This window comes from Pelovirga sp., assembly GCF_059864205.1.
The window spans coordinates 1-8,153 of sequence record NZ_JCBCBS010000224.1; the positions used below are offsets into that span (position 1 = coordinate 1).

Below are 8,153 nucleotides of genomic sequence, written 5' to 3' on the forward strand. Positions count from 1 at the left end.
GGGGGGGGCATGCGCACTATTGTTTTGACCATGCTCTGCTGTTTCATGCTGGCAACAACCGCCACTGCCAACCTGCTGTCAGCCGATGCTGAGCAGGTATCTGCCGGATTTGTTCGGCAGATTGAAGTGAGTGCTTTCGAGCAGGCCTATGATCAGGCGTCGCCTCTGCTACGTCTGGCCAACGAACGACATCAGTGGATAACATTGATGGAGCGTTCCCAAGCCATGCTCGGTAAAGTCGAAGAGCGAACACTGACTGCCGTGCGTTCTGTGACAACCTTTCCGAACCTGCCGGATGGTGACTATCGGTTGGTACAGTACACTGCCCGTACCGAGCACAAGGCACAAGCGAAAGAAATCCTTCTGCTGAAGCAAGACAACGGCTTGTGGCAGGTCTGTGAATACGCTATCCGCTGACGATAATTATCGTTGAATCAACTAACCACGCAAAACCAGATGGGAGGCGGGGGTTTGTCAGGCTGATAAGGCCTGACAGACCAGCAACGCCTGCCTTAGGTCTGCCTGGCTGGGCTCAGCTATTAAAAGCAACTGCTGAATGCCAGTAGATCGATAGCCACAAAAGGACAAAAAACGATGTCAGCAAAAGAACGGATGACCCTGAATGCTTGAGCCGTCACTGTGTACAAAATCGATCGGCCGGGTTGAATTGCTGGTAGTCGACGATCAACAAGCGCAGCTCAAGAGCCTACAGCAACTGTTACATATCAGTGGCTTTACAAGTGTCGTGTTGGCATCAGGCGGTGATGAAGCGATCAGAAAACTACAGAACAGCACCCCTCAATTGATCCTCCTTGACTTGCAGATGCCCGGCACGAATGGATTGAATGTTCTTGAGTTTCATCATCAAGCTGGTCTTGATTCTGAAATAATCGTCATCAGCGGCGAGACATCCTTTCCCTGGGTCAAGGAAGCGATGCGTTTGGGCGCTTATGATTTTATTTGCAAACCCTATAAGCCTGAAGAACTTCTCACCACGATCGCGAAGGCGCTGGACCGTTTTGAAGAAAAACAGAAATCACAGCAAGAGCAGAAAAATATCAATTATCTGGCTTATTATGATTCATTGACAAACCTCCCCAATCGTCAACTCTTCAAGGATCGGGTCCAGCAAGCCCTGGTCCATGCACAACGCAATGAACGGAAATTTGCCCTATTGTTCATGGACCTGGACTCTTTTAAAGCCATCAACGACAGTCACGGACATCTCATTGGTGATCGCGTCCTACAGCTGGTGGCAACAAGGATTTCGGCATGTTTGCGTGCTGAGGATACCCTGAGCCGTTACGGCGGTGACGAGTTTGCTCTGCTTCTGCCTGATGTAACTGGTCAGCACGGTGTTACTACTGTTGTGAAAAAAATCCTCAAGGAAGTGCGCAAACCTTTCCATATCAACGGCCACGAACTAGATCTCCGACTCAGCATTGGCATTGCCATCTACCCAACAACCGGAACAGACCTGGATATGCTGCTCCAGAATGCAGACATCGCCATGTACCATGTTAAATCGCACCGCAAAGACAACTACTGTTGCTACTCCGATGCCATTTTCCGCGACCATAAGAACACGAACATCTCCGCCTAGCGATTCAGGTTGGGATTTCTGATGATACAGGGCATTCAGTAATGTCTGATCAATTAAACATTTGGTTCTGAAAACGATGAAAAACAAAATCCAGAACTGTTTTATCAAGCGATTATGCTGAAAAAAACGGCTGCATCAACCGGCCATCATAATTTGACGTCAACCGGACAAGATAGCTGACACGAAACACTCGCTGCTGATCACCACTAATCTTCCGTAGCATCAAGTTGTGAGACAGGGCCATCAAGCCATCTCACCCCTCTCGCAGAACGATGCTTACGGTCATGCGTATAGTTTGATTCAATTAAGCCTGATTTCCCTGCACGCCCTGCCGATAAAAAATCAAGACCGCAACACTAGCGCCACACAACACCACCGGCACGCAGTACTTGAATACAGTCCCAAATCCCGCACCGATCGGACCCAGAAAAGTTAATACCATCAATACCGGTGCAACAATAAACATTAAAAGCAACACACAAAATACCCAGATACTAGTTTTCACTCCAACCTCCTGCTTTTCAATTGAATCACGAAAAAAATCAAACACTGTTATAAATTTAAATACGGGCTTGATTTCTGTCAACTAAAAACACAAAAAAATTATAGTTGTCGCTAGTAGTCTGTCGGGCTTAAGGTCAATCTAAGAAGGATGTGGAACCAGTGACAGAAAAGTGCGATCAATGGTACGAAAGGAGGTTTTGAAGAATTTAGGGACCATGAGTTGATTGCTGCATATTAGCTACTGACGAACGGCGTCATCCAGTTCTTTGCGGAGCTGGTGAGGCCATGGTAACGGCGCCAGACGCCCCGATGTTACGGGAAAAAAGACCAGGCCAAGGTAGCCATCGATGGTCAGTAGATCGCCGTTGTTGATGATATCAGCGGCGTCCGCAATACCGGAAACACAGGGAATGCCATACTCGCGGGCAATGATGGCACCATGAATAAGCATGCCACCCCGGCGCTCGACGATGCCGGCGGCAAGGGGTACGATGAATGTCATCACTGGGTCAATGGCATCGCAGACGAGAATTTCACCACGCCTGAATTCGGCCAGATCCTGTTCAGAGCGGATCACCCGGGCAACTGCCGTTACCAGCCCGGCGCTGGCCGGCTGTCCTTGTAACTGTCGGGCACGGACGGCTCGATCTCCTGCGTTGCTGTCGCCGGGCGGCGGGCTGCGCAAACCGCTCTGTCCATCGGCCGGCCCGTCCAACAGGGCTGCAAGTTGAGGTTTATTTCCCGCTGTAAAACGGCGGCGCAATTCCGTTTCACAGCGTTTTACTTCCCGATGCAATTGCGCCAGGCTGATATTGTCATCATCACGCAAACGGTAGCTGGCCCGACCGATCGCGAGAATTTCCTCGGCCTGGGGCCACTCTGTCAAGAGAAAATGGCGGCGATAAGCGTCCTCTAGATCTTCTCTGTGCTGTGAAACCTGCGGCTGTTGCTGATCAGTTAATTGTAACAACAGTCTGCCAAGCTGATCCGGCAGCAGCCCGAGCTCAGCGGCAAGCGCATCGATCTCAGCCATGATTGAGCTGTCAGCCCCGCCATTCCAGCGCTTAGCCAGAGCCGCCATTCTGCGGTTGCGCGCCAACGCCCGCAACTCGCCACCACGCAGCAATTCGAGAAATTCGAAGGGATCTTGAGGCTGTAGCGCATCATTATAAAACTCACCAAAGAGACGAATTCCGTGGGCCATGGGGATGCAGTCACTTCGATAGGTTTCTTCCCAATAGTGCTGCTGCTGCACCCGTTGCCTGAATTCCTCCTCGAGCATAGTGTCAGACAGATTCGTCAGGTCGACCTTGGCGAATTGAACCGCCACGTCTTCCATTCCCGGCATAATGTCGGTTTCAATCCGGCGCTGCAGTTGCTTGAGGTTGATGAGACTGCGGTGCAGGTTGAAGTACCAGAGGCGGTCATCCTCCCACACAACGGTGGTAATGGGTCGCGCCTGTAACAGCACCAGCTGCGCGTTATGCCAGGTCCATTCACAATCCTGCGGAGCCGAAAAATCCTGTTCTAACGCCATGACCCGCTGCACAACAACGGCAAGATCGGCATCGCTCAGCACCGGTTTCTGCTCTGTTGCCGTAAGCGGAACCAACTGCACGTGCCCGTCGCGAGTCACTAGCTTGTGGCTGCTTGGCGCGGCGCGATAGCTGACAGTCCGCAAACTGCACCGGTCGATGTGCCAGCTGTCCGGTTCGACACTGCCGTCGACCAGCCCCTGATTGAGCCCCCAGACTGCTTCGACTATTAACTGCCGGCGATTGTCGGGAGCGACACTGAAAGCGACCCCCGATTTTTCTCCTGCTATCAACTCCTGTATCAGTACCGCCATGTTGCTGTCGGTGACCGTCAGCCCCAGTTCCTGCCGGTAAAGCAGTGCTCGATCAGACCATAGGGAAGCCCAGACCTTGCGGATCGCCAGTAGCTGCTCCTTCCTGCCACGGATATTAACGAAGGAATCGTGCAGCCCGGCAAAGGAACAGCTCGCAGAGTCTTCGCCGGGGGCCGAGGAGCGGATGACCAACGGTTGCTCCGGGAAATGTCTGTCGAGGGCGGTAGAAATTTCCGTTTCCAGGGATGTCGGCATCGGGGTCGTCAGAAACAGGTTACGGATCCGCAGTGCCGCATCCCACAGTTCCTCCCAACGCATCTGGGAAAAGGCCTTGCGGCCAAGTTCCATGGTCAGCCGAGCTCCCAATCCGGTCGCCTGCAGATAATCGCGATAGCAGTCGCACGGAATGGCGAGGGACTGCGGCACCGAATAGCCACGGCGGGTCAGTTCGGCCAGAGCCAGGGTTTTACCACCGAACTGGGGTAAATCAGCGGCGCTCAGCCGCTCAAGGGGTTGAATGCGGTGCATCGAAATCAAGCTCCAGCACATCCTGAAAGCGCTGCACCAAACTGTACCGTTGGATCTTGATCAAGCACAGGGCACAGCCGGGCGAATGCACGAATTCAGCAAGGTAGGGGTGGCGGGCTAGAAACAGCTGCATCAGGCGGTCCCGCTGCTCTGTCGGCACTTCACGAGCAGTACCGATAGCAGACAAGGCAACGGCCTCACGAAAATCTTCGACCTGGTTGCTGCGGCTATCAATCAGCAGCGAAACCCGCGCATCTTCCTGCAGATAGCCAAACTTTCGTGTCGCGCGATGGGTAGCGAACAACAATTCATCCAACTGGTCTGTCACGACAAAACCAACCAGACTGGTATATGGATGACCCTTTGCACTGGTCGCCAGAACACCCAAATTCTGGCGGCTGAGAATGTCATTAATCTGCTGCCTGAGACTATCCAAGCTATTCTCCTTTGCCCTGGTGTTTACCCTGTTTTTTCGGGGATGATCATGAACCGATCATGGCACTTTTATGCCTGAAAAAAGTCAGGACCGTTCTGGCCCTTTACTGCCGATTCTCGCACCCCTCAGTCGTTGAGGTCGCCAGTAAGGCGTTAATTTCCTGGTTAATTTCAAGGTGCTGCGTGAGCTGATCAAACCAGCCACTCAGGGGCTCGCCAGCCATCACGCCCAACAATGCACCAAGGACTACCCCCCGGTGAACATTGTCGCCACCAAGATTGGTATTTGCCAGCAGAGCCTGTTTGGGGGCAGCAGCATATTTGTACGCCAGGTAAAGGACACTTGGCCAGGAATCAGTAATGTAGCAGGCGGAGGAAAACATCCTGCCAACCACAAACCGGTCATCAAGAGACTTCTCCAGCAGGGCCTCAACATCAAGTCCGCAGCTGCTTTTGGCTGCACGGGCAAGTATTTCTGCGACAGTTTGCTCCGGGTTGCGAAACAATAGATCATCCAGCAGTTGGACGTAATCAGTACAAACCCTGGCCAACATGTCATCCGGGTGGGTCAAATAAAGATGTTGCCGGCAATGCTCTTTCACCGCATTTATTGACACCCCGCGCAACCGCTCAGCGAACACAATCGGGGCAATCGTCACCAGACCGCCGATGGAGGGGGTGTCGTGAGTTGTGGCCGCGCAGAACTCTCTGGCTTTGCCGCTTTCGAGATTGGCGAAGAAACCACGATGGTAGGATTCGGCGTAGGTGTCCGGATGCCGGGGCGGATAGGCGGTCATAAAATCGATATAATCATCGAGAAATTGTTGTTTGTCATAGTGTCCGCGATTGGCCGTTAGAGCCCGGATCAGTACTCTGGCACAGTGAGCGTTCAGGGTGTTATCCCCGGCCAGCATTCCCTGGTGATAATGCTGGTTGGGCTGCCCCCAGAAGGGGCGTTTTCCTTTGAGGATCACATCACCGACAATCTCCCGCTCGCGGCGGTTTTTGTCCTGACTACCGCGTCCCCCAGCGCGGGTTGAATGCAGTGACATGATGGAGGAGGGATGCACGGCCGGAGCGGCTTCAAAGCGGGTAACGCCCCCGGGAAAGGCCTTTTCAATATCGGCCGGGTTGTAGAACCAGTGCACCGGCATGGCGAGGGCATCGGCCACAAACATGTTTTTAAGCGCTGCTGCGGCTTTTTTCTGTGACAGGTTCACGGAGTCATCCTTTTTGGCTCTGCGCCAGACGTCCGATGCGTCTGGCCGCTTGGTGACAGATCAGGGCATATGGAAAAGCAGCAAAAGGCATGTCGAAGATTAACTCACAGCGATCCTGGTCGAGGATCTTCAGGCGGTGACCGGTCGCCGGGATGCCGGCAACTTTCCAGTTCCAGAATTGCAGGTGCTCAAAATCAGTGATCTCGAATGGAACCCAGAATCCGAGGACCGTCTGGATACGTCCCTTTAGACCGGCATCGATATATTGCCGGGGGCTTCTCACCGCCTTCACCGAAGGTCCCCATACCGGCCATTGATGGGTATCGATCAGGACGTTCCAGACCTGCTGTGGCGATGCGCTGATGACATGCCTGATCTGCATTGAATAGACAACCCCTGTTTCTGATTTATACAATTAGAACATTTGACCTATAATACATAACTTTATCTTTCGACAATCTGCCCTGCGTTGATTCCTGTTTGAAATTGTTTGTTATGAGCAAATTGTTTTGGCCGTTGGATCTGCCCTCCCTGACCCTGAAAACTCGGATTTTTTCTCCACGATTGTGTCAGTATTCATGCTGGGACGGGTTGAAGGTTGATTCAGTTGGCACCGCTCTGCTCAGGATCTTGTTGTCCGGGGAGCCCGCTGATACCGGTCGCATGATCAATGTCTATCAGAAAGGAGCTAAGGAAAGCCGATGAAGGTATCAACCCCATCTAAAACAGGTCATACTGGCTTTCCATCGCCTCCTTCAGGACGTTGGCAGGGAATCTTGTGACGATTCTGTGACAGTCGTTGTGACGAAACGACCGCTACCCTCGGGAAAACCGCTGATTTGCCGAGGGTAACGATCAGGGTCAACATGACCTTTGCCACAAGAAAATTTTGTTCCTCTTGCTCCCCCTCTTTATTTGCCAGAACCGCTCAGTTTTGACCGTTTAAACCCCAGTACTGCACTTCATCCATCTGCTCCTTCAAGCACCTACCACCTATCATTTCCAAACCTAAAGATCATTGAGTTTATGTATGATAAATCATAGATGATGTAGGACACGATATTAGAACAAATATTGAGAAAGTCCAACTCAGCAAAATCAGGTTGGGGTTATAAATGTCGGGGATATGGTGATTTTTCGGACAGGCAGTCGCCAGCTAAAATGGGGCTGGAGTTTTTTGATTGGCAATATCCAGCGTTATTGAGAAATGGAAAGCAATACTTTTGATAAAAACCCTAGATACCAGTCGGTCATCATATCGAGCATGCTGTGATTGTCGGTAGGCATTCCGGCTATCTTAACATTCAATCCCATTTACCTGTTCCAGCACAAGAGTCGCATTGCACCTCCCCAGATCCCCCTCCAAATATACTAAGATGAGGGCGGCACACATCACATGTATTATTATTACGAAGATAGCCCGTACCATGGCACTTTGGACAACGAACTGAGCCGGTACCCGCGCAGCGACGGCACTTTGGTAATTTTCTAAACCGATCTTCCTCTTGTTTTGCAATTTCTTGTTGCTCCTCAACCCTTCTTTTTGCTTCCTTCCACTTTTCCTGAGACTGTTTTTTATCCGCTTCATAGTCGTATTTGAAACCAAAATATATACCGATGATGATACCAACAATACCACCGATAGCAAAGGCAGGCGGTTCCTCGATGGATGTCATCGAAGAAATTATCATGCCAATGATTGTACCACCGAAGCCTAATGAACCCGCGAGAAAAAGACCAAAAAGAATTTTAACCAGAGCTTTAACTAGCATGGCACATTCCCTTTTTCAAAATTATACGAGAAACTTGGGGTCCCGTCTTGCAATCATGCAAAACTCAGTGTTGCTGAGAAAAAAGTTCGATTATAAGCTTGACCCCGGCGCAGTAGGCGCACCCTGATTGGCAACAGCATACTAGAACCCTATCACCGTATCTAGTGGGTTGAAAAAATTGGCAATCAGATACCAAGGCTACCGATGCTTCCTCATTGATTCGGTTATCCTCTTACATTGTA

The 8,153-nt window shown here is 51.3% G+C and carries 8 protein-coding genes; 2 read left to right on the forward strand and 6 right to left on the reverse strand.

Features of this window, described 5'->3' with window-relative positions; translation table 11 throughout:
- Positions 1-417, forward strand: a 417-nt coding sequence (locus tag AC6F7T_RS13935; protein ID WP_500719824.1) for a DUF4019 domain-containing protein, incomplete at its 5' end; no start/stop codon positions are given.
- Positions 418-622: 205 nt separating this feature from the next.
- Positions 623-1,603, forward strand: coding sequence for a diguanylate cyclase domain-containing protein (locus tag AC6F7T_RS13940; RefSeq protein ID WP_500719826.1), 981 nt, complete (start codon positions 623-625; stop codon positions 1,601-1,603).
- 304 nt (positions 1,604-1,907) lie between these two features.
- Here the strand turns inward: AC6F7T_RS13940 and AC6F7T_RS13945 are convergent, their stop codons facing one another.
- The 6 genes from AC6F7T_RS13945 to AC6F7T_RS13970 form a co-directional block, all read right to left on the reverse strand.
- Complete coding sequence (locus AC6F7T_RS13945) at positions 1,908-2,108, reverse strand: hypothetical protein (RefSeq protein WP_500719828.1); 201 nt, start codon at positions 2,106-2,108, stop codon at positions 1,908-1,910.
- Between the two features lie 237 nt (positions 2,109-2,345).
- Positions 2,346-4,484 (reverse strand): PEP/pyruvate-binding domain-containing protein, encoded by a 2,139-nt coding sequence (locus AC6F7T_RS13950; RefSeq protein WP_500719830.1) that lies wholly within the window; start codon positions 4,482-4,484, stop codon positions 2,346-2,348.
- Complete coding sequence (locus AC6F7T_RS13955) at positions 4,462-4,920, reverse strand: pyridoxamine 5'-phosphate oxidase family protein (protein WP_500719832.1); 459 nt, start codon at positions 4,918-4,920, stop codon at positions 4,462-4,464. Before AC6F7T_RS13955 ends, AC6F7T_RS13950 begins: the two co-directional genes overlap by 23 nt.
- Positions 4,921-5,023: 103 nt before the next feature.
- Complete coding sequence (locus AC6F7T_RS13960) at positions 5,024-6,139, reverse strand: ADP-ribosylglycohydrolase family protein (protein WP_500719834.1); 1,116 nt, start codon at positions 6,137-6,139, stop codon at positions 5,024-5,026.
- Positions 6,140-6,143: 4 nt separating this feature from the next.
- Positions 6,144-6,521 carry an SRPBCC family protein gene (locus tag AC6F7T_RS13965; RefSeq protein WP_500719835.1) on the reverse strand — a complete coding sequence of 126 codons (378 nt, stop codon included), beginning with the start codon at positions 6,519-6,521 and terminating at the stop codon, positions 6,144-6,146.
- Between the two features lie 922 nt (positions 6,522-7,443).
- Entirely contained in the window at positions 7,444-7,911 is a 468-nt protein-coding gene (locus tag AC6F7T_RS13970) for a hypothetical protein (protein ID WP_500719837.1), read from the reverse strand.
- Positions 7,912-8,153: the final 242 nt, after the last annotated feature.